Source organism: Nonomuraea jabiensis (assembly GCF_014204795.1).
Lineage (GTDB): Bacteria > Actinomycetota > Actinomycetes > Streptosporangiales > Streptosporangiaceae > Nonomuraea > Nonomuraea jabiensis.
In genome coordinates this window covers 9,921,494-9,947,695 of record NZ_JACHMB010000001.1, presented here as the reverse complement: position 1 = coordinate 9,947,695, position 26,202 = coordinate 9,921,494, and the positions used below count along the sequence as shown (strand labels likewise).

At 73.1% G+C, this 26,202-nt stretch carries 20 protein-coding genes and 2 riboswitches; of the genes, 10 read left to right on the top strand and 10 right to left on the bottom strand.

Annotated elements, in window-relative coordinates; all coding sequences use genetic code 11:
• Positions 1–19 precede the first annotated feature (19 nt).
• From HD596_RS45535 to HD596_RS45515, 5 genes are all read right to left on the bottom strand, one after another.
• Entirely contained in the window at positions 20–820 is an 801-nt protein-coding gene (locus HD596_RS45535) for an ABC transporter permease (protein WP_185075551.1), read from the bottom strand.
• Positions 813–1,670 carry an ABC transporter permease gene (locus HD596_RS45530; protein WP_185075550.1) on the bottom strand — a complete coding sequence of 286 codons (858 nt, stop codon included), beginning with the start codon at positions 1,668–1,670 and terminating at the stop codon, positions 813–815. Before HD596_RS45530 ends, HD596_RS45535 begins: the two co-directional genes overlap by 8 nt.
• Positions 1,667–2,770 carry an ABC transporter ATP-binding protein gene (locus tag HD596_RS45525; RefSeq protein WP_313046353.1) on the bottom strand — a complete coding sequence of 368 codons (1,104 nt, stop codon included), beginning with the start codon at positions 2,768–2,770 and terminating at the stop codon, positions 1,667–1,669. The genes HD596_RS45530 and HD596_RS45525 overlap by 4 nt, the downstream gene beginning before the upstream one ends.
• A complete protein-coding gene (locus HD596_RS45520; protein WP_185075548.1) occupies positions 2,749–3,852 on the bottom strand; it encodes an ABC transporter substrate-binding protein in 1,104 nt (367 codons plus the stop codon). The genes HD596_RS45525 and HD596_RS45520 overlap by 22 nt, the downstream gene beginning before the upstream one ends.
• Positions 3,853–3,905: 53 nt before the next feature.
• Positions 3,906–4,026: riboswitch (SAM riboswitch) on the bottom strand.
• A gap of 84 nt (positions 4,027–4,110) precedes the next feature.
• Entirely contained in the window at positions 4,111–5,085 is a 975-nt protein-coding gene (locus HD596_RS45515) for an ArsR/SmtB family transcription factor (RefSeq protein WP_313046352.1), read from the bottom strand.
• Positions 5,086–5,144: 59 nt separating this feature from the next.
• On the opposite strand from HD596_RS45515, the gene HD596_RS45510 reads away from it, so the two are divergent.
• The 3 genes from HD596_RS45510 (at position 5,145) to tenA (ending at position 9,385) form a co-directional block, all read left to right on the top strand.
• Positions 5,145–6,344, top strand: a complete 1,200-nt coding sequence (locus tag HD596_RS45510; protein ID WP_313046351.1) for an MFS transporter — start codon at positions 5,145–5,147, stop codon at positions 6,342–6,344.
• An 89-nt stretch (positions 6,345–6,433) separates the two neighbouring features.
• On the top strand, positions 6,434–8,548 hold the full coding sequence (locus tag HD596_RS45505; protein ID WP_313046350.1) for a hypothetical protein: 2,115 nt from the start codon (positions 6,434–6,436) through the stop codon (positions 8,546–8,548).
• Between the two features lie 42 nt (positions 8,549–8,590).
• A riboswitch (TPP riboswitch) is annotated at positions 8,591–8,686 on the top strand.
• A complete protein-coding gene (tenA, locus tag HD596_RS45500; protein ID WP_313046349.1) occupies positions 8,678–9,385 on the top strand; it encodes a thiaminase II in 708 nt (235 codons plus the stop codon). (Overlaps the previous riboswitch by 9 nt.)
• Here the strand turns inward: tenA and HD596_RS45495 are convergent.
• Positions 9,366–12,194 (bottom strand): AfsR/SARP family transcriptional regulator, encoded by a 2,829-nt coding sequence (locus HD596_RS45495; protein ID WP_185075546.1) that lies wholly within the window; start codon positions 12,192–12,194, stop codon positions 9,366–9,368. The two genes, tenA and HD596_RS45495, sit on opposite strands and share 20 nt — an antisense overlap.
• Before the next feature lie 210 nt (positions 12,195–12,404).
• On the opposite strand from HD596_RS45495, the gene HD596_RS45490 reads away from it, so the two are divergent.
• Both HD596_RS45490 and HD596_RS45485 read left to right on the top strand, forming a co-directional pair.
• Positions 12,405–13,403 carry a M23 family metallopeptidase gene (locus HD596_RS45490; protein WP_185069108.1) on the top strand — a complete coding sequence of 333 codons (999 nt, stop codon included), beginning with the start codon at positions 12,405–12,407 and terminating at the stop codon, positions 13,401–13,403.
• A 6-nt stretch (positions 13,404–13,409) separates the two neighbouring features.
• Positions 13,410–14,837, top strand: a complete 1,428-nt coding sequence (locus HD596_RS45485) for an N-acetylmuramoyl-L-alanine amidase (protein WP_313046348.1) — start codon at positions 13,410–13,412, stop codon at positions 14,835–14,837.
• 115 nt (positions 14,838–14,952) lie between these two features.
• On the opposite strand, the gene HD596_RS45480 is transcribed toward HD596_RS45485, so the two are convergent.
• Complete coding sequence (locus tag HD596_RS45480) at positions 14,953–15,933, bottom strand: helix-turn-helix domain-containing protein (protein ID WP_185075545.1); 981 nt, start codon at positions 15,931–15,933, stop codon at positions 14,953–14,955.
• Positions 15,934–16,005: 72 nt separating this feature from the next.
• Entirely contained in the window at positions 16,006–16,959 is a 954-nt protein-coding gene (locus tag HD596_RS45475) for a TrmB family transcriptional regulator (protein ID WP_185075544.1), read from the bottom strand.
• A gap of 115 nt (positions 16,960–17,074) precedes the next feature.
• Between HD596_RS45475 and HD596_RS45470 the strand changes: the two genes are divergently transcribed.
• The 4 genes from HD596_RS45470 to HD596_RS45455 all read left to right on the top strand — a co-directional run bounded on the left by HD596_RS45470 (position 17,075) and on the right by HD596_RS45455 (position 24,220).
• Complete coding sequence (locus HD596_RS45470; RefSeq protein WP_185075543.1) at positions 17,075–20,908, top strand: S8 family serine peptidase; 3,834 nt, start codon at positions 17,075–17,077, stop codon at positions 20,906–20,908.
• A gap of 122 nt (positions 20,909–21,030) precedes the next feature.
• Complete coding sequence (locus tag HD596_RS45465) at positions 21,031–21,921, top strand: ABC transporter ATP-binding protein (RefSeq protein ID WP_185075542.1); 891 nt, start codon at positions 21,031–21,033, stop codon at positions 21,919–21,921.
• The gene (locus HD596_RS45460; protein ID WP_185075541.1) at positions 21,918–22,763 is read left to right on the top strand and encodes an ABC transporter permease; all 846 of its coding nucleotides are present in this window, start codon (positions 21,918–21,920) and stop codon (positions 22,761–22,763) included. Before HD596_RS45465 ends, HD596_RS45460 begins: the two co-directional genes overlap by 4 nt.
• Before the next feature lie 176 nt (positions 22,764–22,939).
• Positions 22,940–24,220, top strand: coding sequence for an FG-GAP repeat domain-containing protein (locus HD596_RS45455; protein WP_185075540.1), 1,281 nt, complete (start codon positions 22,940–22,942; stop codon positions 24,218–24,220).
• Positions 24,221–24,387: 167 nt separating this feature from the next.
• Here HD596_RS45455 and HD596_RS45450 read toward each other — a convergent pair whose 3' ends face one another.
• A complete protein-coding gene (locus tag HD596_RS45450; protein WP_185075539.1) occupies positions 24,388–24,726 on the bottom strand; it encodes a glycoside hydrolase family 3 protein in 339 nt (112 codons plus the stop codon).
• A gap of 219 nt (positions 24,727–24,945) precedes the next feature.
• Here HD596_RS45450 and HD596_RS45445 point away from each other — a divergent pair, with 219 nt between their 5' ends.
• Positions 24,946–25,548 carry a DinB family protein gene (locus HD596_RS45445; RefSeq protein ID WP_185075538.1) on the top strand — a complete coding sequence of 201 codons (603 nt, stop codon included), beginning with the start codon at positions 24,946–24,948 and terminating at the stop codon, positions 25,546–25,548.
• A 1-nt stretch (position 25,549) separates the two neighbouring features.
• Here the strand turns inward: HD596_RS45445 and HD596_RS65295 are convergent, their stop codons facing one another.
• Positions 25,550–26,119, bottom strand: a complete 570-nt coding sequence (locus HD596_RS65295; protein WP_313047658.1) for a TetR/AcrR family transcriptional regulator — start codon at positions 26,117–26,119, stop codon at positions 25,550–25,552.
• Between the last annotated feature and the right edge of the window lie 83 nt (positions 26,120–26,202).

Sequence of the window (26,202 nt, the reverse complement as noted above, 5' to 3'; positions counted from 1 at the left end):
GTGCTGGTCACTGTGCTCGTCACAGGGCCTCCGAAATGCGAGCGAATCGGTCCGCGACCACCATCACCACCACGCTCGCCGCCATGAGCAGCGTGGACACCGCGGCCATCGACGGGTCGAGCTGGTACTGCACGGCCGAGAAGATGCGCAGCGGCACCGTCGTGGTGTTGGCGCCCGCCACCAGGGCCGTGACGGCGACCTCGCCCAGCGACGTGACCGCGGCGAGGATCGCGCCCGCGAGGATGCCGGGCCGCAGCAGCGGCAGCGTCACGGTCAGGAACACCCGCACCCGCCCCGCGCCCAGGCTCAGGGCGGCCCGCTCCAGCGCCGGGTCGAGCTGCGTCGCGCTCACCATGACCGCCCGCACCACGAACGGCAGCGCCACCAGCGAATGCGCCAGCCACAGCCCGGTCACCGAGTTGACCAGGCCGACGCCGTGGAAGTAGTAGAGCAGGCCGAGCGCGACGATGATCTCCGGAACCATCAGCGGGGACAGCGCGAACCCCTGCAGCAGCCGCCGCCCCGGGAACGACCCCTGCGTCAGCCCGTACGCCGCCAGCGTCCCGATGACCACGCTCGTCGGCACCACCAGGAGCACCAGCAGGCCGCTCAGCCGGAACGACACCTGCCAGTCGGGCGAGCCGAGCACCTCGGCGTACCAGCGCAGCGACAGCCCCGACGGCGGGAACGCCATCGAGCCCGCCCGGTTGAACGAGCTCGTCACCAGCACGACCAGCGGCGCGATCAGGAACAGGAACACCAGCGCCGCCAGGGCCGCGGCCACCAGCCGCACGATCCTGTCGTAGCCCCGCTCACCCATGAAGGCGCCTCTCCCAGATCCGGAACACGCCCGCCAGCAGCCCCGTGGCCACGACGGTCAGCGCGAGCAGCGCGAAGCTCAGCGCCGCCGCCACCGGGTAGTCGAACACCGTCGTCACCTGGTCGTAGACGCGGATGCCGGTCAGCGGCTGGGTCACCCCGCCGACCAGCAGCGGCGTGATGTAGATGCCCATGGCCAGGGCGAAGACGATGAGGGCGCCGGTGACCGCGCCGGGCAGGCTGAGCGGGACCGTGACCCGCAGGAACGTCCTGATCGGTCCGGCCCCGAGCGTCTGCGAGGCCCGGTGCAGGTTGCGGTCCAGCCCGCCGAGCGCCGTCGTGAGCGGGATGATCGCGAACGGCAGCAGCACGTGCGTCACCGCGACCACGACGGCCGGATAGCTCGTGAGCAGCTGGGCGGGCTGGTCACGCAGCCCGGAGGCGACGAGCGCCCGGTTGACGAGCCCGTTGCCGGACAGCAGCACGACCCATCCGTAGGTGCGCACCACCACGCTGGTCAGCAGCGGCGAGATCACGATGACGAACAGCAGGGTCCGCAGCACGCCGGGGCGCCGGCGGGCCAGGAAGTACGCGGCCGGGTACGCCAGCGCCACGCACAGCGCCGCCACCAGCAGCGCGGTGGCCAGGGTCTGCAGCAGGGAGCCGTAGAAGTACGGCTCGGTGAACACCCGCGCGTACTGCTGGAAGGTGAACCCGGGCAGCGCCGCGTTGAAAGCGCCGACAGGGCTGAAGCTGAGCCGCAGCAGCCCCACGAGGGGGATCAGGAAGAGGGCGGCCAGGAAGGCGACGAGCGGCAGAACGTACGGCAGGCCCGCCCAGCGGCGTGTCATCGCGCCTCCGTTTCCAGGAGGATGACGTCGGCCGGATCCCAGTGCGCGAGCACGGACGTGCCCGCGCCGGGCGGGTCCGCGGCGCCCCCGCCGGTGTCGGCGACCTGCACGCTCAGGGTGCGCCCGTCGGCCAGCCGCACCTCCACGTGCCAGGCGTCCCCGGCGAAGGCCCGATATCCCACCGTCCCGGCCAGCCCGCTCACATCAGGGCCCGGTGTGGCCAGGCGGATGCGTTCGGGGCGGACGGCGACGACGGCGCGCCCGCCCGGCCGCAGCGGCAGCGGACCGCACTCGACGACGATCCCGCCGGAGTCGAGCGCGCCCGAGCCGGTCACCGTGCCCTCCAGGACGTTGGCCGCGCCGATGAACTGCGCGACGAACCGGGTCGCCGGCCGCCGGTAGACCTCGTCGGGGGTGCCGAGCTGCTCGACCCGGCCACCGTTCATGACGGCCACCCGGTCGGACAGCGCGAGCGCCTCCTCCTGGTCGTGCGTGACGAAGACCATGGTGGTGCCGATGCGCCGCTGGATGGCGCGCAGCTCCACCCGCATCTCCCTGCGCAGCTTGGCGTCCAGGTTGGACAGCGGCTCGTCCAGCAGCAGCACGGCGGGCCGGATGGCCAGGGCGCGGGCGAGGGCGACGCGCTGCTGCTGCCCGCCGGACAGCTGCCGGGGCCGCCGCCCGGCGTACCCCTCCAGGCCGACCAGGCTCAGCGCCTCCCGCACCCGCTCGTCCCGCTCCCGCCGGTCGAGCCGGCGCACGCGCAGCCCGTACGCCACGTTGGCGGCCACGGTCATGTGCGGGAAGAGCGCGTAGTTCTGGAACACCATGCCCAGGCCCCGCCGGTACGGGGGCCGCGCGGTCACGTCGGAGCCGTCGATCACGATCCGCCCGGCCGTGGGCTGGACGAACCCGGCGACGCAGTTGAGCAGCGTCGTCTTGCCGCAGCCGCTGGGCCCGAGGATCGACAGGAACTCGCCCTTGCGGATCGACAGCCGGTCCAGGTCGAGCACGCGCGCGCCGTCGTACCCGGCGGCGAGCCCCTCGATCTCGACGTGCCCGCCGCCTTCTTCCGGGGTCAGCCGAAGATCTGGTTCCACCGCTGCTGCCATTCGTTCAGCTTCGGGGTGGCGACCGCGTAGTCCACCCAGATGAACTTCTTGAAGACGTCGGGACCGTGCTTCACCTTCTGCTCGAACGGCTCGCTGTAGGAGATCGAGTCGTTGCCCGCGGCGTACCAGGTGCCCTCGGCGAACGGCTTCTGGTTCTGCGCGGCCGTCAGGTGGTCGAGGAACTTGTTCGCCAGGTCGCTCTTCTGCGTCCCCGCGGCGACGAAGTACGAGGTCAGCGCGCCCACGGGGCCGGACTTGGGGTAGGTGAAGCCGATCGGGGAGCCGGCCTGGGCCATGGCGAAGGCGCGCCCGTCCCAGAAGGGCATGATCCAGGCGTCGCCGTTCTCGATGACGGTGGCGGCGTTGCCCGCGTTGGCGGGGAAGGAGGACACGCAGCCCTTCAGCGTCGCGAGCTTGTCGAACGCCCTGTCCACGGCGGCCGGATCCGACAGCCTGCCGCCCTGGGAGGTGACCAGGGCGGAGAAGAACTCCAGGCCGGGGTTGTAGGTGAGCGGCGGGAGGGCGACGTGGCCGCAGTACTGCTTGTCGAAGATGTCCGCCCAGTCCGCGGGCGGCGTCTTGATCTTGTCGGTGCGGTAGAGGAGGCCGGTGGAGCCGGTGGTCAGCGGCACGCCGTACTGCTTGCCGTCGTAGGCGGACTTGCCGGCGAGCACCGGGTCCAGCTCCTTGAAGTGCGCCAGCCCGTCGGTGGCCAGCGGCTGGAGCAGCCCGGCGGAGGCCGCGGGCAGCGACGCGTCCGGCGTGAAGGCGATGACGTCGAACGGCGGGTTCTTGCCGCCGGCCGCGCGCAGCTTGGTGAGCCATTCGGCGTTCGCGCCGTAGACGAGGTTCACCTTGGCGCCGGTGTCGCGTTCGAACGGCTCCACGAACGACTTCTTGAACAGCTCGCCCCACGCCCCCGCGAACGCGGTCACCGTGAGCTCCTGCTTCGCCGCGTCCGGCGATCCGCCCGTGCTGGACGATCCGCCCGTGTCGACGCCGCCGCAGGCCGTGACCGCCAGCGCGACCACCATGCCCAGTCCCGCGAGGCGAGTGAATCCGCCCTTCATCTTTCCCTTCCCTTTCGAGCGGCCGGCCAAGGGCGCAGGGCAGCACGACTCGTCATCCGCGCTTGCCGCCAGGAGCACCGTTCAGCTCGACGACCATGTCATCACCCGGGGCACCCCGCCGCGGTGGGAGGGTTGCCGTCCAGCAAGCCGGGGCTTCGCACTGGACTCGTGACATAAGCGACTGTATCAGTAGGGTTTACCTGAATATGGCGAAGGGGGGTGCTTAGTGGCTTTTGTCTCTTTCGTGGGAGGGGGTGCTCAGCCGTTGACCAGGGCGTCGCCGAGGGCCGTGCGCGCGTACAGGACGCCGCGGCCCACGCGGGTGCCCGCGATCAGGCCCGTCCTGCGCAGCGCCGCCACATGGCCGCCCGTGGTGCCCAGGCTCTGCCCGAGCAGGGCCGCGAGCTGGGTGGTGGTGGCCGGCTCGGCCAGCTCGGCGAGGATGCGGGCGCGGCTGCGGCCGATCAGGGCCGCCAGGCCGGCGTCGGCCGCGGCGGGCGCGGCCGCGGCGCCCCTCGCGGGGTAGATCATCGCGTACGGCCAGGCGTCCTCCAGGTAGGCCCCGACGGCGGTCGTGAACGCCGACGGCAGGAAGAGCAGCCCCTTGCCGCCGAGCCGGCGCAGCCCGTGCAGGCTGGTCAGCTCGACCTCGATCTGCCCCCGGGGCCGCCAGTGGACCTGCGGGCTGAGGTCGTCCAGTGCCGCCGCCCAGCCGTAGGCGGCCAGCCGTCCCGCCCGATGGGCGACGTCACGCTGCAGGATCGCGCGGAAGCGCGGCCAGTCGTGGGAGAGGATCCGCCTCCAGAGCGCCTCGTACGCGTCGGCGAACCGCTCCACCACCCGCGGCCCCGCCAGCAGCTCCCTGGCCTCGCCCGCCGCCGGCCGCCCGGCGAGCGCCCCGGCGATCTCCGCGTGCGCCTGCTCCAGCGGCGTCGCGCGCATGGCGGCCAGCTCCGCCTCGAACGGCACGTCCACCGCCGTCGGCGGCGGGGCGATGAAGGCGACGTTCGTGCCGCGCCGGTTGCCGCTGATCGCGGCCGCGGCCCGCAGCACGGGGTGGGCGCGTTCGAGCTCCCGGTACGTGCCCCGCCACCGCGCGGCCCACCGGCCGTGCACGCCCGCCTCCAACCGGCCCGCCAGCACCCACTGCGCGTGCATGGTCTCGATCAGCGGCGAGATCGCGAACCTGGTGGCCACCAGATCCTGCGGGGTGACCTCGATCCTTACCGGCACCTTTCGGTTATATCCGAAACAGTCGCCAGGTCGCCGACCCCGTCTGCACCATCGTGGACGTGCAAGGAGCGACGTTCGGCGAGGTGTTCGCCGTCAAGGAGTTCCGGGTCCTGTTCGGCAGCTTCGCGCTGCTCATCGGCGGGGACTCGATCAAGATGCTGGCCCTGTCCGTGCTCGTCTACGCGCGGACCGGCTCGGCCGGCCTGTCGGCCGCCGCGTACATGGCCGGCTGGCTGCCGTTCATCGTGGGCGGGCTGTTCCTGCTCTCGCTGGCCGACCGGCTGCCGCCGCGGGCGCTGATGGTGACCGGCGAGGTGGTCAGGGCGGTGACGTGCCTGCTGCTGGCCTACGCGGGGCTGCCGGTCTGGGCGATGCTGGCGCTGGTGCTGGTCACGGGGCTGTTCACGCCGGTCTTCTTCGCCGCGCGGGCGGCGATGCTGCCCGACGTGCTGCCCGGCGACGCGTTCGTGCTCGGACGGTCGGTCCTGAACGTGGCCTCCGCGAGCGCGCAGATCGCCGGGCTGGCGGCCGGAGGCGCGTTCCTGGCCGTCGCCGGGCCCTCGGGGGCGCTGGCCACGACCGCGGGCCTGGCGGCGGTCGCCGCCGTGGTGCTGCGGGCCGGACTGCCGTACCGGCCCGCCCGGGGTACGGCGCGGGCGGGCGCGGTGCGCCAGACGCTGCGGGTCAACCGGCGGCTGCTGGCCGACGGGCACGTGCGCGGGCTGCTGCTGGCGGGGTGGCTGCCGTGCGTGTGCCTGGCCGGGGCCGAGGCCATGGTCGTGCCCTACCTGGGCGGGCAGGGGCAGGCCGGGGTGGTGCTCGCGGCGGCGGCCGGGGGGATGGCGGCGGGGGAGTTCGCGGTGGGCAGGTTCGCCGCGCCGGGGCTGCGGGAGCGGCTGTCGTTCCCGCTGGCGGTGCTGCTCGCCGTGCCCTGGGTGGGGTTCGCGCTCGGACCGGGGATGGCGTGGGCCGCCGTGCTGGCCGCCGTGGCGACCGCGGGGCTGTCGTACCAGCTGGGGTTGCAGCGGCGGTTCGTGGAGTCGGTGCCCGAGGAGGTGCGGGGGCAGGCGTTCGGGCTGCAGTCGTCGGGGCTGATGACGGGGCAGGCGGCCGGGGCGGCGCTGGTCGGGGCGCTCGGAGAGCTGATCGGGCCCGGGGCCGCGATCGCGGTGGCGGGCGGTGCCGGGATCCTGGTCGCGCTGGCCCTGGCGGGCGTGCTGCGCCCGGCCGCCGAGCGCTCGGCGGACCCTGGCCGCTGACCAGCCGCTGAACGCGCGGCGGACCCGCTCCGGTGACCGGCCGGAAAACCCCCCGTGATCGGGCGTGTCCCGGCTATATGGTGCCGTTCGTGGACACTCTGGAGAGCCTCGTCATCGCCCGGCGGCTGCGCGTCCCCATCGGCGGCGCGCCCGCCGGCGCCGCGTCCGGCTGGGGGGAGACCGCCGCCCGCCAGCTCGACGCGGCGCTGCTCAGCGTCGGCTTCACGTGCTCGCCCGCGCTGCTCGAACGGCTGTCCGGGCTGCGCGGCGAGACCGTGGTCGACCTCGGCATCCGCGTTCTGGCCGCCGTCCGCACGCTCGTGGGCGACCACGTCCGGCACAACGCCTACTTCCTGAACTTCCCCAGGAACGTGCCCGACACCCTGGAGTTCTGGGCCGGGCTGCTGCGCGAGGCCCTGCTCGACCCGGTCGCCGCCGCCCGCGTCGAGACCTCGACGCTCAACCTGCTCTCCCTGCCCGGCTACGGCCGTTACCGGCACACCTACGCCGACCTGCTGGCCGCGCACGCCGAGCTGATCCCGCTGGCCGGGGACCGGGTGACCGTGCTGGAGCTGGGCGGGAGCCTGGAGTCGGAGGCGCGGGAGCTCTACTTCTCGCTGGCGGGCTCCGAGGTGCCCCTGGCCGCCGAGGACCTGGCCGCGCTGCGCCTGCTGGCCGGGTTCTGCGCCGACGAGCCCGAGCGCATCCCCGTGCGCGAGAACCGCGCGATCGTCAACGAGGTCCGGCTGGCCGAGGGCCGGCCGCTGCTGGTCGACACCGTGACCGACGTGCTCCGGCTGGCCTGCGGCTGCTCCGGCGGCGATGTCACGCTGGCCGAGCCCACCAGGTTCCGCTCGTTCCGCCGGGCCGAGCGCCGCGCCCTGCTGGCAGCCCTGGACGCCGTCGCGTCCCCGGCCAGGCTCGGCGACGTGCCGCGCCACCGGGAGGCGTGGAAGCGGCTCGGCGAACGGCTGCACCCCCACGAGTACCCGCGGTTCCCGCGCGCCCGGGCCGTCTTCGAAACGGCCAGGGGCACCCGCCGGGCCCCGAGCCTGGACGGCCGGGTCGAGACCGCCCTGTCGGCGGGCCGCACCGCCGAGGCGGTGAAGCTGCTGGAGCAGGCCCCCGGCGCGCTGCTACGCCGCCTCGACCACCTGCTGCGGACCGCCCCGTCCACGACGGCCGTGCTGGACGCCGCGGAAGGGGCCGCCTCCAGCGCCTCCGGCCGCGTCCTGCTGTCGCTGCGCGAGCATCTGCAGAACCGGCTGGCCCCCGCCGCGGGCCGCGTCTTCGTCAACCGGCACGGCAGGGCGTGGGCCACCCCCGACTCCCGCTCGCCGCTGGAGGAGGAGGCCCTGGCGCGGGCGCTGGCCATCCTGGACGAGGAGATCGCCCGTCGCCTCCCCGACCCCGGCGAGCTGATCGTCGATCCCGACGTGCTCGACGTCGCCCTGCCGCTGTCCGGCAAGGCCGTCGTGCCCGGGCTCGGCATGCTGCCCCGGGGCTCGGTGTCGGCCGTGGACGGCGAGCTGCTCAGGTTCTTCGTCCACTGGCACGAGGCCCGCCGGCGTACCGACTACGACCTGTCGGCGCTCATGCTCGACGACACCTACGACGGCCCGGAGCACATTTCCTGGACGAACCACACCAACGGCTTCGCCCGGTACTCCGGCGACCTCACCGAGGCGCCCGAGGGCGCGTCCGAGTTCATCGACCTCCGGCTCGCCGCCGCGACCCGGCCGATCATCATCCCGCAGGTGAACATCTACGCCGGGGAGGGGTTCGACGAGGCCGCCGAGGCGTTCTTCGGCTACATGACCAGGGACGCCGCCCAGGAAGGCAGGCCGTTCGAGCCGCGTACCGTGCGCATGAAGTCGGACCTGCGCGGCGCCGGCCGGATCGCCCTGCCGCTCGTCTTCCTGCGCGGCGCCGACGGCGGCTGGCTGGTGAAGTGGCTGCACCTCTACCTGAAGGGCCACCCCGGCTTCAACCAGGTGGAGGGCAACCGCGTCAGCGCCTCCCTGCTGGTGCGCTCCATCGTCGAACGCGACTTCCTGCGCGTGCGCTACCTGGCCGACCTGATGCGCGCGAAGAGCTCGCCGGCCGGGCACACCACCTACATCGGGCTGGAGGCGCCGGCCGGCCTGCCGGAGGGGGCGCGGGTCCACACCCCCGGCACGCTGCACGAGCTGATCCCCGCCTGACACGTCCGGCTGCACGGCAGGGCCGGGCCTTCTGCTAGCGTTGGCCGCGACGCGGGGTGCCCGGGCTGCCGGGCTGAGATCACACCCGTCGAACCTGATCTAGTTCGCACTAGCGAAGGGACGTCATCGGTGACCTTCTGTGACAAGATCTGGGCGCGCACGGCCACGCTGCTCCAGGCGATCCACGACCACCCGTTCAACGCCGCGCTCGGCGACGGCACCCTCGACCGCGAGCGGTTCGCGTTCTACCTGGTCCAGGACGGGCGCTACCTGGTGGCCTACGCCAAGGTCCTCGCGACCGCCTCGGCCCGCGCCACCGCCCCGGCCGACGCCGCGTTCTTCGCGCAGAGCGCCCACACGGCGCTGGTCGTCGAGCGGGCCCTGCACACCGGCTACCTGGAGGAGTTCGGGCTGACGGCCGGCGAGACGGCGGCCGTGGCCACCTCGCCGACCTGCCTGGCCTACTCCTCCTACCTCCAGGCCACGGCCCTGGCCGCCCCGCTGCCCGTGCTCGCCGCCGCCGTGCTGCCGTGCTTCTGGGTCTACCAGGACGTCGGCGCGGCGCTGCTCGAACGTACGGCGGGCGCGGCCGACCACCCGTACCGGACCTGGATCGCCACCTACTCCGACCCCGCCTTCGCCGCCTCGGTGGAGCAGGCCAGGGCCATCACCGACCGGCTGGCAGAGACCGCCGACCCCGAGACGCGCCGGGCGATGGACGAGGCGTTCTGCCGGGCCACCGAGTACGAGTGGATGTTCTGGGACAGCGCCTGGCGCCTGGAGAGCTGGCCCACGGGGCAGTGGCTCCGGCCGGAGCTCACGCGAACGACTCGCTGAGCTCCCTGCGCAGCTCGCGGGCCTGGTGCAGGTAATGGGTGGCCAGCGCGGTGCGCCCGGAGGAGCGGTACAGCTCGCCGAGCGTCTGGTACGTGTCCGCCTCCCCGCTGCGGTCCCCCAGCTGCTGGAAGATCATCAGCGAGCGCTCCAGCTGGTCGGAGCCGTCCGAACGGTCGCCCCTGGCCACCTGGAGCCCGCCCAGGTTCCGCATCGCGTACGCGCCGCAGTGGCGGTCGCCGAGCGCCTCGAAGATGTCCAGCGCGTGCCCCTGGTAGCGCATGGCGCGTTCCGACTGGGCGAACAGGTCGTACATGCGGCCGAGCTGCATCGACACGCAGCCCTCGCGGTGGGCGTCGCCGAGCTCCTCGGCCAGCCGCAGCGCGCCCCCCAGCCACCGGGACGCCTGCTGCAGGTCCCGCAGCGACAGGTAGACGCGCCCGATCGCCTGCCGCGCGTACGCCTCGCCGCTGCGGTCGCCGATGGCCAGGAACATGGCCAGCGCGTGCCGGAAGGACCCGAGCGCCTTGAGGTGCCGGCCGGAGAACTGGTTGACCGCCGCCAGCCCGCAGATCGAGATGGCCTCGCTCCGCGTGTCGCCCAGCTCGTGGAAGATGGCGCGGGCCCGCTTGAACATGTCCTCGGCCTCGGCGTACCGGTCCTGGTAGAGGCAGACCTGGGCCAGGCCGCGCAGCATGGCGGCCTCCCCGTGGCGGTCGCCGGCCGCGCGGGCGCTGTCCAGGGCGAGGCGGTGCGTCAGCTGCCACTCGTCCAGCAGGCAGTGCAGGTCGAAGTACGGGACCAGGGTGGCGGCCAGCCCCCACGCGGACTGGGCCAGGCCCGCGCCGGCGGCCAGCCGTACGGCCTCGACCAGGGACTCCCGCTCGGCGTCGAACCACGACAGCGGCTGGGCGGTCAGCCGGCCGAGGGTCTCCCGCTCCAGGCTCCAGCGGGGCGCGAGGTCGGACGTCAGCCCGAAGAGGGTGGTGGGCAGTCGCAAGGAGGCGTGTTCGGCGGCGGTCAGCCAGCCGCCGAGCACCCGGGCCAGCGCGTGCCGTTCGGTGTCGCCGCCCGCCTTCTCCTTGGCGGCGCAGCGGATCAGGTCGTGGAGCCGGTAGCGGGGCTGGCCGATGGGGTCGGTGCCGGCCAGGCGCAGGAGGTTCGCGTCCACCAGGGTGTCCACGACGGCGTCGGAGCGGGGCCGGTCGAGCACGGCGTCGGCCACCCAGCCCGGCACGGACTGCTCCCCGAGCAGGCCGATCGCGCGGAAGGCCAGGGCGGCGTCGTCGGGCAGCCGCCGGTAGCTGAGCTCGAACGAGCCGCGTACCTCCAGGTCGCCGGCGCGTAACTCGTCGAGGCGGCCGGCCTCGTCCGCCAGCCGCTGCCGCAGCACCCCCAGCGACCAGCCGGGCCGTCCGGACAGCCGGGCCCCGGCCACCCGGACGGCCAGCGGTAAGTGGCCGCAGGAGCGCACGATCGCCCGGGCGGCCTCGCGCTCCTCGGCCACCCGCTCGGGGCCGACGATCCGGCCCAGGAGCTCCTCGGCCTCCGATGGCGGCAGCACGTCGAGTTCGAGCTGGAGCGCGCCGGGCAGCTCGGCGATCCGCCGGCGGCTCGTGACGAGCACCGCGCTGCCGCTGCCGGGGAGCAGGGCGCGTACCTGGGCGGTGTCGGCGGCGTCGTCGAGGAGGACGAGCATCGGGCGCTCGGACAGCACGGAACGGTAGAGGGAGGCCCGCTCGCGCACGGTCGGCGGCAGGGCCGCCTCCGCGACGCCGAGCGCGCGCAGCGCCTCGGCGAGGAGGGCGAGCGGATCGGCGGGCTCGGCGTCGGTGCCGCCCAGGCACAGGTAGAGCTGGCCGGCGGGGTAGCCCGCCCGCAACGCGTGGGCGCAGTGCACGGCCAGCGCGGACTTGCCGACCCCCGGCGGTCCGGTCACCACGGCGATCGCGGGCGGCCCGTCCGGGCGGTGCGCCTCGGCGGACAGCGCTCGAGTCACGGTCGCGACGTCGTGCGCGCGGCCGGTGAAGTCCGGCACGTCCGCGGGCAGCTGGTGGGGGGCCGCCGCGACGGGCGCGGGCGGGGCGTCGCCCGCCAGCACGGAGGCGTGCACGTCACGTAATTCCTGCCCCGGTTCGATGCCGAGCTCGTCCACGAGCTGCCGCCGGATCGTGGCGTAGGCGTTCAGGGCCTCGGCCCGCCGGCCGCTGTGGTGCAGGGCGAGGATCAGCTGCTGCCACAGGTCCTCGCGGTAGGGGTGCTCGCCGATCAGGTCGCGCAGGTCGTCGATCGCGGCGGCGTGCTCGCCGCGGGCCAGCTTCAGCGCCACCAGCTCCTCGACCGCGGCCAGCCGGGCCTGGGTGAGCGCGCGCAGCCGCCCGTCCCACAGCGGGCTGGCGGGCAGGTCGCCGAGCGGGGTGCCGCGCCACAACGCCAGCGCCCGGCGTAAGTGCTCCGCCGCCTCCTCGGCACGCCCCGCCGCCCGCGCCCTGGCCACCAGGTCCTCGAACTCCAGGGCGTCCAGCCGCCCCGTGTCGAGCTGCATCGCGTAACCGGAGGCGCGGGCCTCGATCTGGACGCCGGCCGAGCGCAGCGTGCTCACGTACGTGCGCAGGTTGGCCACCGCCGACGACGGCCGCGCCCGTGGCCACAGCACCTCGACGAGGGCCTCCGAGCTGACCACCTCGTTGGCTTCCAGCAGCAGCGAGGCGAGCAGGAGCCTGGGCTTCCTGCCCGCGATGCGGAGGGACCCTTCCGGGCCCCGGACCTGCAACGGCCCAAGAACACTGAATACGGGCTGTTCAACCACCATGACCGCGCGTTCTCCTGAGCTGGGCGCCGTGCGGGGCGTCCGTTGGGTGAAGCGTTCAAGCTGGAAGGGCCTTTATACCGATTTTGGATGTTCTTTGTATGCCGGACTCGCAATCTTGATCCCCAGCGAGAGCGCTTCGAAAGATCCGACGGACAGATTCGCGGCGCCGGTGGGGCATCGCCCCTCCGGTGCGCGCAGAAAGGTATCCGCATGAGAACCAGAGGGGTGCTTACGGCCGGGTTCGCCCTGCTCTTCAGCCTCACGACCGGCCCGGTCGCGGCGGCATGGGCCGCCCCGACCCCGTCTCCGTCGCCGTCGTCCTCCGCCAAGGAGGACGAGGGGGAGATGGGTAACCCGCCGGATCAGGTGGACGTGCCGCCGGTGTCCACTCTGGCGGCGCCGAGCTTCCAGCTGCCGTTCCCCTGTGGCCAGACGTGGACGGGCAACTCCAGCAACAGCAGCGCGCACAAGTCGTACGAGATCGACTTCAACCGGGGCAGCACCGCTGATGCGGACCGTGGTGACACCGTGGTCGCGGCCGCGGCCGGCACCGTGGTCATCTCGGCTCACCAGGGCTCGACCAACGGTTACGGCAACCTGGTCAAGATCGACCACGGGGGCGGGTGGAGCACCTACTACGCGCACCTGACCGTCCGCTCGGTCTCGGCCGGCGCGCAGGTCGCCCAGGGCCAGAAGATCGGCACGGTCGGCAACACCAGCAAGCCCGGCAACAACATCAGCCCGCACCTGCACTACGAGGTGCGCCAGGGCACCAGCTACCCGGGCAACATCCGCAAGGCCACCTTCAACGGCGCCACCTTCGGCTACCCGAACGCCAGCGTGACCTCCAAGAACAAGTGCGGCGGCGGTGGCGGCTCCACCAACCCGCACACCGCCGAGTCCGTGTGCGGCGCCGGCTACAAGGTCATCGACTCGGCCGCGCTCGGCTCCAGCGGCACCGTGTATCTGACGTTCAACGCCGGTAACGGCAACAACTGCGTGGCCACGATCAAGAAGGCCTCGCTGGGCAAGGCCACCGCCACCGCCGCCTACCTGGAGGTCGAGGGCAAGACCCGGGCCGCCGACACCGGCAACTTCGAGTACTACGCGGGCCCGGTACGGGCCGCGGCCGCCGGCAAGTGCGTCAAGTGGGGCGGCAAGGCCGGCTCCAGCACCTACAACAGCCCGTCCGAGCACTGCGGGAGCTGAACCCCTGTGAAGCTGCGTATTCTCCTGACCGGCGCCGCCGTCCTGCCCCTGTCGCTGCTCGTGGGGCAGCCGGCCGGGGCGGCCTCGGCCGATCCGATGACCGAGGCGTTCGCCAAGGCGGCCTCGACGTACGAGGTGCCTCGTGACCTGCTGGTCTCGGTGGCCTACTCCGAGACCCACCTGGACGGCCACCAGGGACAGCCCAGCGCCGACGGCGGCTACGGCGTGATGCACCTGGTCACCGCCAAGACCCTGGACAAGGCCGCAACGCTGACCAAGCAGCCGCTGTCCGCCCTGAAGTCGGACGACGCGGCCAACATCACGGGCGGCGCGGCCGTGCTGCGTTCTCTGGCCGACGAGCTCAAGCTGGACGCCGCGGCCCGCAAGGACGCCGGCAAGTGGTACCAGGCGATCGCCAGGTACAGCGGCGCCTCCTCGCCCGCGGTCGCCCGGCTGTACGCCGACACCGTGTACGAGGAACTCGCCAAGGGCGTGAACGCCAAGACGCCGGCGGGAGAGACCGTCACCGCGCCGGCGCGGGCCGTGACGCCGGACCGCGGCTCGTACGCCAAGGTGGACGACCTGGACCAGCCGAGCACGCTGGCGGCGAGCACCGACTACCCGGGGGCCGCGTGGGCTCCGGCGCACAGCAGCAACTACGCCGTCTCCAACCGGCCCACCAGCGACGCGATCGACCGCATCGTCATCCACGTGGCGCAGGGGACCTACGCCGGGACGATCTCCTGGTTCCAGACCGGGCCCCGGCCGAACCCCACCTCGGCCCACTACGTGGTCCGCTCCTCCGACGGCGCCATCACCCAGACGGTCAGGGAGAAGGACCGGGCCTTCCACGCCGGCAACTACAACCGGCGCTCGGTCGGCATCGAGCACGAGGGCTGGGTCGACAACGCGACGTGGTTCACCGACACGATGTACCGCTCGTCCGCGGCGCTGGTCCGCAACATCGCCGACCGGTACGGCATCCCCAAGGACCGCACCCACATCGTGGGCCACAGTGAGGTCCCCGAGGCCGACCACACCGACCCGGGCCAGTACTGGAACTGGACCAAGTACATGCAGTACGTCACCGGTGGAAGCGGGGGCACCAACCCGCACACGCCCGAGTCGGTGTGCGGCACCGGCTACAAGGTGATCGACTCGAACCCGCTGGGCACGGCCGGGACCGTCTATCTGCTGTACAACACGGACAACGGTAACAACTGCGTGGCCACGATCAAGGCGACCTCGCTGGGCACGGCCACCGCCACCACGGCCTTCCTGGAGGTCGAGGGCCAGACCCGGGTCACCGACACCGGTAACTTCGCGTACTACGCCGGGCCCGTCCGGGCCGCCGCCGCCGACAAGTGCGTCAAGTGGGGCGGCAAGGCAGGGTCGAGCACGTACGAGAGCGGCTTCGAACACTGCGGAAGCTGACCCTCTGAACTGTGGCCGGATCGCGCGGGGCTCGCGATCCGGCCACACCCGTCCCCTCCCCCGGAAGGCCCGCACCCCCTCTTCCCCCCGAAGGACAGCACCCCGGCTGGGGGCGTCAAGGGGACGGTGGCGGGGGCGGGTGGGAGAGGGCGGCCTGGACGCCGGCCTGGAAGCGGGTGCGGGCGCCGAGCCGGGACATCAGCTCGGCGATCCGGCGCTCCGCCGTCCGGTGGCCGACCCCGAGCTGGCGGGCGATGGCCTCGTCGGTGAGCCCCGACAGCAGGAGCGCGATCAGCCGCGCGTCGTCCCGGGAGTCCCTGGGCGGCGGGTTGCGGACGGACGGTGCCAGCCCGAGCGGCAGCGCCCGCTGCCACAACGCCTCGAAGAGCCTGATCAGCGCCTCCAGCAGCCCCGACGGATGGATGACGAGCGCCGCCACCGCGTCCGCCGGCTCGTGCCTGAGCAGGAGCAGCGCCAGCCGGTCGTCCACCACGTACAGCTTCATCGGCAGTTCGGGCAGCACCCGCGCCTGCTGGCCCGCCCCGACCATCTCCTCGATCTGCCGCAACGCGCCCTCGGCCGCCACGAAGTCCCGCTCGTAGATCATGCGGCTGGTGATCCCGCGCTCCAGCAGCTCCCGCTGCGCGGCCACGCTGCCCAGCGGGTCGAAGTACGGCCGCCTGGACAGGCACCGGAGCTGCTGCCTGGCGGCGCGCTGGATCTGGGCGTGCCGCTGCTCGACCGCCCGCCGCCCGGTGACGACCTCGACGACCACCGGCGGCGTACGCTCGCGGGCGCGCTCCTGGAAGACCTCCTCGAGCTCGCGGGCGCGTTCACGGACCCGCAGCAGGTCGCGTTCGGCGGCGAGCAGGAGGACGTCGAGCGCCATCTCCGGGGCGACGGCGGCGTAGGCGGGCGGAGGGCCCGGGGAGGCGCTGAGCAGGCCCTTAACCTCCAGTGACGCGAGCAGCGGCTGCAGGTCGGCGCGCGGCCAGGCGGCGGCCAGCTCGGCGAGGGTGGCGGGGGAGCGGTCCAGCAGCACCTCGTACAGCGCCTCCTCATCGGGCCCGAGCCCGATCGCGCCCAGCGGGGTCACGGCCCGTCCCCGTCGATGCCGGTCCCGAGCGTGGTCATGGCCGGTCCCCGCCCATGCCGGTCCCGGGGGCGGTCACAGGGCGTCCCTGTCCAGCCAGCCGCGTACGACCGCCTGGTAGCCCGCCTGGAAGCGGGTGCGCGCGTCGAGCCGGACCATCATCGCGCGCACGTGGCGGCGTACCGTGCGGTCGCTCCACCCGAGGTGGGCGGCGATGGCCGCGTCGGTCAGCCCGGCGGTGAGCAGCGGCAGCAGGTCCCGCTGGGCGTCGGCGGGGCCGGTCGCCTCGGCCAGCCGCCCGTGCCTGACCTGCAGCGGCACGGCCCGCTCCCAGTACATCTCGAACAGCGCCGACAACGCGTCCAGCAGCGTCGAGTCGTGCACCACCAGCGCCGACTCCACCACGTGCTGGTCGTGGCGGAGCGGCATGATCGCCATGGGGAGGTCGTTCAGCGCGAGCTTGACGGGCACGTCGCCGACCCTGGCCTGCTCGCCGGCCGCGACGTAACGGGTGATGAGCGACAGGGTGCCCGGCACCTCCATGGCCCGCCTGTCGTACAGCGCCCGGTACTCGACCCCCCGCTCCAGCAGCTCGAACTCCACCGCGTTGCCGCCCATGGGCGTCGCGTACGGCGGCGCGTCGAAGACGCTGATCCGCCGCCGCGCGCTCTCCTGGAGCCGCTGGAACCACCGGCCCACCGCGTCCTTGCCGATCACCACCTCCACCAGGTCGGCGGCGTCCCCGTCCGGTACCGAGCGGTGGAAGCGCGCCGCGAGCTGGGCGGCGCGGTGGCGGGCCGCGGCCAGCTCCCGGGTACGCGCCCGGATCAGCGCGTCCAGCCCCATCTCGGGAGAGACCGCCACGTAACGTGGCGGGTCCTCCGGGAGCCGGGTGATCAGCCCCAGCTGCTCCAGCCGGGCGGCCGTGGAGGCGGCGTGCCCCAGCTCGGCGAGCGCGGCGGGGGAGCGCTCCACCAGTGCCTCGTACAGCGCCTGCTCGGCGTACGAGAGCCCGATGATCTCCAGCACGATCACAGCATGTCCTATTTCCGCACATGGCGGGAAGAGGACTCACGATCGTCTTTCGCGGCTTTACTGCGATCTGTCATGGTTCCCGGGGACACGATGATCTCTGAGGAGACGCATGATCGGCCGGTCGCTTGTCGCGTTGGGGGTGCTGCTTTCCACCGGGATGGCCGCCCCGACCCCACCTCCCGCTCCCTCGGTGCCGCCGCCGCTCGTCGGCGCGGCGGGGGAGTCCGCGAAGAAGATCACCTTGATCACCGGGGACGTGGTCACGTACAGTACCGCCCCGGACGGCAGCCCGCAGGCCCAGATCCAGCCGGCCCGGCGGCCGGACGGCGCGCCGGTGTTCTTCATGTCGGTACGCGAGCCCGCCGCGTACTACGTCTACCCCACGGACGTGATGGGCCTGATCTCGGCGGGACGCCTGGACAGGGGCCTGTTCGACGTGGCCTACCTGGCGGCCAACGGCTACTCCGACGCGGAGAGCCCCACCCTGCCCCTGATCGTCCAGCACGGGACGCAGCGGCGCGTCGCCGGGGCCCGCACCCTGGCCAGCATCGACGCCGCGGCCGTGAAGGTGGACAAGAAGGCCGCCGGGCAGTTCTGGTCCGGGGTCAGCACGGCCAGGGCCGCCTCCGAGAAGATCTGGCTCGACCGCAAGGTCCAGGTCTCGCTCGACCGGAGCGTCAAGCAGATCGGCGCGCCCGAGGCGTGGGCGGCCGGGCTCAAGGGCGCGGGCGTCAAGGTGGCCGTGCTCGACACCGGCATCGACGCCACCCACCCCGACCTCGCCGGCCGCATCGCCGCGACCGAGAACTTCAGCTCGGAGCAGACCGCCCAGGACGGCCACGGCCACGGCACGCACGTCGCCTCCATCATCGCGGGTAACGGCGCCAAGTACCGGGGCGTCGCCCCCGAGGCGTCGCTGGTGGTCGGCAAGGTGCTCAACAACTACGGCGGCGGCCTGGAGTCCGACGTCATCGCGGGCATGCAGTGGGCGGTCGACCAGCAGGCCCGCGTGGTCAGCATGAGCCTCGGCGGCTGCTGCCCCGGCCCGGACAACCCGCTCGACCAGGCCCTGAACAAGCTGTCCGCCGATTCCGGCGCGCTGTTCGTGGTCGCCGCGGGCAACGACGGCCAGAGCCGCCAGATCGGCACCCCGGGCACCGCGGCCTCGGCGCTCACGGTCGCCGCCGTGGACCGCGAGGACAAGCTGGCCTCCTTCTCCAGCCGGGGCCCCACCGCGATCGACTACAGCCTCAAGCCCGACATCAGCGCCCCCGGCGTGGACATCGTCGCCGCCCGCGCGGCCGGCACCTCCATGGGCGAGCCCGCCGAGGAGGGCTACACGACCGCGTCCGGCACCTCGATGGCCACCCCGCACGTCGCGGGCGCCGCCGCGCTGCTCGCCCAGCAGCACCCCGGCTGGACGAACACCCAGCTCAAGGCCGCGCTCACCAGCTCCGCCCACGGTGACGGCCAGGACGCCTACGAGCAGGGAGCCGGCCGCGTGGACGTCGCCCGCGCCGTCAAGCAGCAGGTGCGCGGCTCCGGCGGCATCGACTTCGGTTTCCTGCCCTCGCCCCAGAACGGCCCCGTCACCAAGACCCTCACCTACACCAACGACGGCGACCAGCCGGTCACCCTCACGCTGAGCACGGGCGTCAAGGCGCACCTGGGCGGCGACCTGCCCGCGCGCACGCTCACCGCCGACCGCGACACGGTCACCGTCCCCGCGCACGGCACCGCGCCGGTCGCCGTCACGTTCGCCCCCGCGGGCCCCGACACCTGGTACGAGGGCTACGTCCGCGCCTCCGGCGAGAACGGCCAGGTCCAGGTGAACACGGCCGTGGGCGCGTTCGTCGAGCCGAAGAAGGTCACCGTCCGGGCCCGGGTGGTGCTGCCCGACGGCGCGAGCGCCCCCTTGGCCAACCCGTGGATGTTCATGCGCACCGACGAGCGCGACGACCTCCAGTACGCCTACACCCCCGCCCCGGGCACCGAGACCGAGGCCCAGGTCTACCCCGGCACCTACACCGTGCTCACCGCGCTGGCCTGGCGCGGCGCGGACGGCGAATGGGTCCAGTCGCTCCCGTCCGACCCGCAGATCGAGATCACCAAGGACACCACGGTCACGCTCGACCTGCGCAAGGCACGCAAGGTGTCGGTGGAGACGCCGCGCGCCTCGGAGGTCCACCTCTCGCAGTACGCCTACCGGCGCGTCGCGGCCAACGGCGTCGGCTACGTCGACGTGCAATCCCTGTATCCGCAGTACGGGCTGGACAACTACGTGATGCTGCCCACCCGCAAGGTCACCCAGGGCACGTTCACCCTCAACGGCCGCTACCAGCTCGGCGCGCCCGCCGTCACCATGACGGTGCCCGGCGGCCCCCGCATCACTCCCCGCTACCAGGACCTGGCGCCGCAGACGCCCAAGCTCGACGGCCGCAGCCGGCTCCCGCTGGCCTACGCCGGCAAGGGCACCGACTTCGGCGGCCTGGACGTGCGCGGCAAGCTCGTCCTGCTCGACCTCGGGGACCTCTGCCCGGCCATGGCCTGCACGGGCAACGCCCTGGACCGGGTCAAGGCCGCCCAGCAGGCGGGGGCCGTGGGAGTCCTCGGGTACGGGGCCGTCAACCGGGCCTTCCTCGACCCGGCGGGCAGCTGGCCCACGTACCCGATCCCGACCATGAGCCTGCCCGCCGAGCAGGGGCGGGCCCTGGCCGCCCTGGCCGCGCGCCGGCCGGTGACCGTCACGGCGGAGGGCGTCGCGACCACGCCGTACCTGTACTCGCTGATGCTGCCCGAGCAGGGCCGCGTCCCCGCCGACCTGTCCTACTCGGTCAGGACGCGCGACCTGCAGCGCATCGAGGACCGCTTCCACGCCGACCGGCCCGGCGCGGTCGAGCTGAGCACGGCGGCGGCGATGCTGCGGCCGGCCAGGGTCGCGAACACGTGGTCCATGGAGCACGTCGTGCGGGCGCAGACGACCTTCACGGAGTACGTCGGGCCCGTCTCGCCGGACGTCGTCTGGACCCGTACGAACACGATGGACTACGACGAGGGCGTCGACTTCTACAGCAGGCGCGCGCTGTCGGCGACCGCGGTGGACATCTTCGCCACCGCGGGCACGCGGACCGAGCCATGGGGGATCCAGCCCCGCGTGCCGGGCAACGTCGTCGTCTCCGACGCGGTGCTCCGCTCCGGGACCGCCCAGTGCTTCCCCTGCCGGACGAAGGACACCTTCCTGGCGGCGCTGCCGGTCATGGGCCCGGTGCCGAACCACCAGGAGGCGTTCGCGTACAACGCCAACTTCCAGAGCGACAAGCACGGCGGCAAGGACGAGCTGCGCCTGTACCGCGACGGGCAGGAGATCCCGCTCGTCGAGGCGACGGTCGTCCTCGCCATCTTCGCGATCATCGTGCCGACCTTCACCCTCCCGGAGACGGAGGCCGCCTACCGGCTCACCGACAAGTTCCACACCCCCAACAAGTCCCAGCTGTACGCCAAGGACGTCGAGACCGCCTGGACGTTCCGGTCGAAGCGGCCCACCGGCGGGATGCAGACCACGGACGACGGGCTCTGCCTGGCCTGGTTGAGCACGGGCAAGCTGGCGCCGTGCGAGCCGGTCCGGCGGCTCAACCTCCGTTACGACGTGCCCCTCGACCTGGACAACCGCCTCAAGGCGGGCAGGCCGCACCGGATCACCGTCACCGGCTACCACGGGTCCTACGGCACGCCGGACGCGAAGGTCACGAACGTGAAGCTCTCGGTCACGTTCGACGACGGCGCCCACTGGACCCCGGTCCGCGTCTCGGCCTCCGGCCACGCCACCATCACGCCGCCCGCGCTGGCCGCCACCACGGGCGCGGTGGGCCTGCGGGCCCAGGCGACGGACGCCGAGGGCAACACCGTCGAGCAGACCGTCCAGCGGGCCTACGGCCTGAAGTGACCTCGCGCGCCCGCGCCAAGCAACCCGCGTTGACTAAGCTGAGATTAGTCAACTAGAGTTGCTTGCGCGGCCGGGATCTCCGGGCGCCACGCCGAGGCGTGCTCCCACGAGAGGCGAGATCCATGACGACGAGCGAAGTCGTGCTGGACGTCGAGGGCCTGCGGATGCGTTACGGCCCCGCCGACGTCCTGCACGACGTGACGTTCCGGGCACGCCGGGGCGAGGTGGTGTGCCTGCTCGGCCCGAACGGCGCTGGCAAGACCACCACGATCGAGATCCTCGAAGGCTTCCGGATGCGGTCGGCCGGCCGCGTCGAGGTGCTCGGCACCGATCCGGCCCGCGCCGGCGAGGACTGGCGGGCCCGGGTCGGGGTCGTCCTGCAGTCCTGGCGCGACCACGGCAAATGGCGGGTACGCGAGCTGCTCGAGCACCTCGGCCGCTACTACGCCGCGTACGCCACCGAGACCGTCGCCCGGCCGTGGTGGGCCGACCGGCTCATCGCGGCGGTCGGGCTGACGGAGCAGGCGGAGCACAAGATCAGGACGCTCTCGGGCGGCCAGCGGCGCAGGTTCGACGTGGCCGTCGGCCTGGTGGGCCGCCCCGAGCTGGTCTTCCTCGACGAGCCCACCGCCGGGCTCGACCCGGTGGCCCGGCGCGCCTTCCACGAGCTGGTCCTGGAGCTCGCCGCCGAGGGCGACACCACGATCCTGCTCACCACCCACGACCTGGCCGAGGCCGAGAAGCTCGCCGACCGCATCATGGTGCTCGACGGGGGCCGCATTGTCGCGGACGGCACGGTCGCGCAGCTCGCCCGGCAGATCGCCGGCCAGGACGAGGTGCGCTGGACCCGCGACGGGCAGCGCTTCGCCCGGTCGGCCACCGAGTCGACCCGGCTGGTGTTCGACCTGTTCAAGCAGTACGGCGAGGAGATCGAGGACCTCGAGGTGCGCCGCGCCTCGCTGGAGGACACCTACCTCTCCCTCGTCCGGCAGGCGGAGGAGGGCACCCGATGAGCCCGACCGCGACGGCCTGGCGGGCCGGCTGGTCCCGCGGCCTGATCGAGCTGCGGCAGTCGTTCACGAACGCCGCCGACCTGGTCAGCCACTTCCTCTGGCCCGTGCTGATGCTGATCACCACCTACTTCCTGCGGAACGTCTCCTTCGGGCAGAGCGGGCTCTCCCTCGGCGCCCTGGCCCTGCCGAGCATCCTCGGCATGAACGCCGGGATGTCCATGGTGAGCATGAGCCAGCACCTGACCGCCGACCGCGAGGACGGCACCCTGCTGCGCGCCAAGGCCACGCCGCACGGGATGACCGGCTACCTGATCGGAAAGATCATCCTGGTCGCCGGCGGCCTGGTCGCCGACCTCGCGATCTTCCTGGTGCCCGGCATGTTCCTGGTGCCCGGCCTGGCATTCGGCGACGCGGGCGCCTGGCTGACCGTGCTCTGGGTGCTCGTGCTGGGGCTGGTCGCGACCCTGCCGCTGGGGGCGGTGCTGGGCTCGGTGTTCGTCAGCGCCCGCAGCCAGGGGCTGATCCAGCTCCCCGTCCTGGGCCTGATCGCGATCTCCGGCATCTTCTACCCGATCACGGCGCTGCCGGAGTGGGCGCAGTGGATCGCCCAGGCGTTCCCGGTCTACTGGCTCGGGCTCGGCATGCGCTCGGCCCTGCTCCCGGACGCCGCGGCCGCCGTCGAGATCGGCGGGTCCTGGCGGCCCGTGGAGACGGCCGGGGTACTGGTCGCCTGGGCCGTGCTCGGCCTGGTCGCGGCGCCGTTCGTGCTGCGCAGGATGGCCCGCAGGGAATCGGGCTCCAGCGTCGCGGCCCGCCGCGAAAAGGCCCTCCAGCGGATCTGACGCACCCCGGGACCCGCGGGCCTCTCCCGGCCGCGAGGAGGCGCGGCGGCGGACTGACGCGCCCCGGGACCTGCGGGCCTCTCCCGGTCGCGAGAAGGCGCGGCGGCGGATCTGATCACGGTTGGTGACGGAAACCCGGCGCTCGGCAGGGCGGCGGCGCACTAAGCTCGGTGCCTGTGCCGCGAAGGGTGATGATCTGGCCGGCGTTGGCCCTCCTGCTCGCCGGATGCGGCGGCGTCCCGCCGGCGCCCCGCGGCCCCGCCGGTCAGTCGCCGTCGGCGTCCACACCGGCGCCTGCCACCACTCCGACCCTCGCGCGGCGTTCGGCCCCGGCCGGTGGGCGGTCCGACGACGTCAACGGCGACGGCCGTGCGGACCTGCTCGTCTACGCCGAGCTGCCCCGGCCGGACCTGCGCTTCCTCGCCGTCGTCTACGGCTCGTCCCGGGGGCTGCGCACCGGCAGACCGGCGATCGTCTCGTCGCAGACGTTCTTCGCCTGGCAGATCGACCCAGGCATCAGGGCCGACCTCGACGGGGACGGCTTCGGCGACATCCTGGCCTACGGGCGGCCGGGCGATCGCGACGAGCAGATGGGCCCGCACATCTTCTGGGGCGGCCCGGACGGCATCGACCCGGCAACGCTCCCGACCCCGGTCCCGCCGCCCATCAAGACCACCATGGCGACGTTCCGATCCGTCGCCGGCGACTTCGACGGGGACGGCGCCGCCGACGTGGCGATGTCCGCCGACGACAACCGAGGCGCCTCCAACCTGGTCGTGATGTACGGCCCGTTCAGCCGCGCGGGCGTGCCGAGCCGCCAGACCGTCCAGCCCTCGCCCACCGGCGGCCAGTTCTGGCGGATGACCGTCGACGAGATCGACGGGCGGCACGCGACCGGGCTGGTGGTGTTCACGGGCGACGACGGTGAGCAGACCTCCGGGTGGCTGCTGAACGGCGGTCCGGACGGCCTGGCGAAGGAAGGGCGCAAGCTGGGCAAGGGCCTGGCGGCCACGTTCGGCGACTTCGACGGCGACGGCACCAGGGACCTGGCGGTCGGCGACGACGGAAGCCGCAACGACGAGCCCGGCACCGAGACCGAGGCGCCCGAGGTCGACAGGACGCTGACCGTCTACTACGGCGACGGCCGTACCCGTACGTTCAAGGGCGGCAGGGGCTCGGCGGTCGGCGGCGACTTCGACGGCGACGGCCGCGACGACCTCGCCTTCGGCGGGGCGCGCGGCGGGCGTGAGCCGGTCCGGATGTTCTGGGGCGGGCCGGGCGGCCTGCGCGCCGGAGGCGGGATCCGCGGCCTGGACCGCGGCGCGCCGCTGGCGGCGGGCGACTACGACGGAGACGGGGACGACGAGCTCGTCCTCGCCTCCGGCGACGACCGCCTCGACCTCATGGTGACGGACGGCAGGAGCGTACTGACCCGCTTCGACCTCCCACCCCGCTGAACCGCCTGCCGGCTTCAGGACTCGCCGTCGACCACGTGGCGGAACATCGGGGTGAGCAGCCGGGCGATCGTGTCCGGGCCGGCCTCCCGCCAGCGCGCGGAGGCCGACCACCTGCCGCATGACCCGCACCCGCGTGACGAGGGCGAGCGGCGGCGCGTGCTCCCCGGTCAGGGCCTCGGTCGGCATCCGGTGGCAGTGGTTCTCGACGGATTCGCCGCTGTCTGCTCAGCGGTCGGGTCCTCGCCCGCCTGCGTGATGGCGCCGAGAGTCCAGGTGATCTCGGCGTCCGGCAGCGCGGTGCGCAGCTCGTCCAGCGGGGAGATGACGTACGGGGGCGTGACGGTGGCGCTGCCGCCGCGCTGGGTGCGGATCTGGAGGGCATTGTGCCCGATCACCGCGACCGACCGATCACCGCGACCGACCGGGGGCCGCGACCGACCCGATCCGGGAGCGGCCCACGGCAGCTCACCGTCGTTGCGCACCAACACCATCTCGTCGGCCGCCACCCACCGCGTCAGGACGGCACCCTCCTCGGCGAGGCCGCCGCGGCGTCGTCCTCCTCGGCCGAGGTCGCTGCGGTGTCAGCGGCCGTGGTCGCCGCCGTTGCGGATGCCGCGGTGCTCACCAGGCCGGCCTCCGAGATCAGGAGTCGTACTGCGCTCTTGATCGCCCATAAGAGCCGAGGTGGAGCCCGGTTGTCGGTGCCGGGTGGAAGACTGCCCGGCATGAGCGAACCGGATCCGAAAGCGGACCTTCTCCGATATCTGCAAGACGCGCGTGACGCCCTTCTGTGGAAGCTCGACGGGCTCCCGGAATACGACGTCCGCCGTCCGCTGACCCCCACGGGCACGAACCTGTTGGGGCTGGTCAAGCATGTCGCCGGCGTGGAGCTGGGATACTTCGGTGACACGTTCGGGCGGCCGTTCTTCGACAAGGCGCCGCCACCGCCCTGGTGGTACACGGAGGAGGCGGAACCCAACGCGGACATGTGGGCGACCGCGGACGAGTCACGCGAAGAGATCGTCGGGCTCTATCGCCAGGCGTGGGAGCACTCCGACAGCACGATCGCGGCGCTGACGCTCGACGCCGTCGGTCACGTACCGTGGTGGCCGGCCGAACGCCGGAAGGTGACGCTGCACCACATCCTGGTGCGCGTGATCTCCGACACGCAGCGACACGCCGGTCACGCTGACATCGTGCGGGAGCTCATCGACGGATCCGCCGGGCTTTCGCAGGGCAAGGACAGCCTGCCACCAGGTGATCGGGCATGGTGGGAAGGCCACCGGAGCCGGCTGGAGCGCGTGGCGCGCGAAGCCGGCAACCGCTGACTCAGGAGCCCCCGACCGGCGCGTACCCGCCGCTCCTCCACCGCGCCAGCGTGTGGTCGAGGTGGAAGTCGAAGAGGCCGGCCAGGTCCACGGTGGGATCGAGCAGCCACTGGATCTCCAGGCCGTCCATGGTGGCGCAGAGCGCGCGTACCTCGGCCTGCGCGTCGGTCAACGGCGGGATCTCTCCCGTCTCCGCCGTCGCGAGCAGGCGTTTGACCAGCATGTTCACGATGCCCGTGTAGCGGTCCTGGCTGAAGGCGCGCGCCGGGTGCTTCTCGCTGGACGCCTCGCCCGTGAGGTGGATGAACAGCTCGAGCAGGCCCCGGTGGTGGGTGTGGTACGTCATGAGGTCGCGCAGGCCGTCGAAGGCCCCCAGCCCGTCGCGCCCTTCGAGCCGGAGCGCGGCGGTCTCCCGCGCCCACCATTCGAGCACCGCGGCGAGCAGCTCCTCCTTGTCCTGGAAATGGCGGAGCAGGGCCGCCGGTGAGACGCCCACGTCCGCGGCGATCTGCCGCATGGACGCCCCGTTGTAGCCGCGCTCGCCGAAAGCTTTGGCGGCGGCGCTGACGATCTGCTGGCGGCGCTTGATGCCGCTCCGGTACGGGCCGCGCGGGGCCCCACCGAGGCCGTGTCCCTGGTCTTCACCGCCACGCT

Bases quoted from the DNA above. Each gene is read 5' to 3' on its own strand.
- HD596_RS45490 (WP_185069108.1), top strand. From the start codon at position 12,405: ATGAGAACCAGAGGGGTGCTTACGGCCGGGTTCGCCCTGCTCTTCAGC.
- HD596_RS45470 (WP_185075543.1), top strand. From the start codon at position 17,075: ATGATCGGCCGGTCGCTTGTCGCGTTGGGGGTGCTGCTTTCCACCGGG.
- HD596_RS45465 (WP_185075542.1), top strand. From the start codon at position 21,031: ATGACGACGAGCGAAGTCGTGCTGGACGTCGAGGGCCTGCGGATGCGT.
- HD596_RS45535 (WP_185075551.1), bottom strand. From the start codon at position 820: ATGGGTGAGCGGGGCTACGACAGGATCGTGCGGCTGGTGGCCGCGGCC.
- HD596_RS45530 (WP_185075550.1), bottom strand. From the start codon at position 1,670: ATGACACGCCGCTGGGCGGGCCTGCCGTACGTTCTGCCGCTCGTCGCC.
- HD596_RS45445 (WP_185075538.1), top strand. From the start codon at position 24,946: ATGAGCGAACCGGATCCGAAAGCGGACCTTCTCCGATATCTGCAAGAC.
- HD596_RS45495 (WP_185075546.1), bottom strand. From the start codon at position 12,194: ATGGTGGTTGAACAGCCCGTATTCAGTGTTCTTGGGCCGTTGCAGGTC.
- HD596_RS45520 (WP_185075548.1), bottom strand. From the start codon at position 3,852: ATGAAGGGCGGATTCACTCGCCTCGCGGGACTGGGCATGGTGGTCGCG.
- HD596_RS45460 (WP_185075541.1), top strand. From the start codon at position 21,918: ATGAGCCCGACCGCGACGGCCTGGCGGGCCGGCTGGTCCCGCGGCCTG.